1 protein-coding gene is annotated in these 1,138 nt (G+C 54.1%); it reads left to right on the top strand.

The window, feature by feature from the left end; all coding sequences use genetic code 11:
- Positions 1-80: 80 nt before the first annotated feature.
- On the top strand, positions 81-1,138 hold a 1,058-nt coding region (locus GCU44_RS22925), incomplete at its 3' end, for a RagB/SusD family nutrient uptake outer membrane protein (protein ID WP_174238288.1).

Below are 1,138 nucleotides of genomic sequence, written 5' to 3' on the forward strand. Positions count from 1 at the left end.
GGTGCGATCGAATACCCCATGCAACGAATTTACACATTGGGTGTACGGCTGTCATTTTAACCTCAAAAGCACTGAAGATTATGAAAAATTATAAATTAATCGCCGGCTCCCTGCTACTGGCCACGGTTCTGCTGGGCGCCTGCAACGACGAATTCCTGGAGCGATTTCCTCTGGATGAAGTTTCGAACGAAACGTATTGGAATACCGAAAACGATCTGGCCACGTACAACAATACCTTTTACCACATGGCCTTGAACGATGAGAATATTCCCATAATGCACGGGCATAACAATGGGTTCGCCAGCCACCGACACAGTTATTGGTTCCTGGACGGACTGGCTGATAACCTGGCGCCGAATCATCCGCGGCATACCTTCTATCAGCGGATTCGCTCGGGCAGGGAAATCACCCCTACCGGTCCCCAATGGTTTGGCTGGAGAGGTTGGGATTTTGTGCGGGCCATCAATATCGGCCTGGAAAACTACCCCAATGCGGATATCTCAGAGGCCGCCCGCAACAAGTACGTGGGCGAAGCCCGGCTGATGCGGGGATGGTTTTACGCCCAGAAGGTGATGATGTTTGGCGATGTGCCCTGGGTAGATAAAGAATTGAACATCGACTCCGAAGAACTGTTTGCAGCGCGCACTCCCCGGGAAGAGGTGATGGCCAACGTGCTGGAGGACCTCACCTTTGCTGCTGAGCACATTCCCAACGATTGGGGTGATGGCAACGCTCCCGGCCGGGTCAACCGCTGGGCGGCCCTTGCCATCAAGGCCCGGGTTTGTCTGAACGAGGGCACCTGGAGAAAATACCACGGAGGCTCCAATGCCGAGATGTGGTTGCGTGAAGCAGCCGAAGCGGCGCAGGAAGTGATGGAAAACGGTCCCTATTCCCTGTATTCCACCGGCGATCCGGAAAACGATTTCAACGCGTATCAACGTATTCTCGACCTGAGTGGTAATCCGGAGGTAATGATCTGGAGAAGGTACCAGCTGGGTATTTACACCAACCACGTACAGAGTTACTATTCCTACACCGGGGGTGCCACCCGTAGCTTTGTGGAAGACATCCTCTGCGAGGACGGACTGCCCATTACCCTTTCGCCCCTGTACCAGGGCGACGAGACCATCGAGGACGT

This window comes from Cyclobacterium xiamenense (assembly GCF_009467825.1).
GTDB lineage: Bacteria > Bacteroidota > Bacteroidia > Cytophagales > Cyclobacteriaceae > Cyclobacterium > Cyclobacterium xiamenense.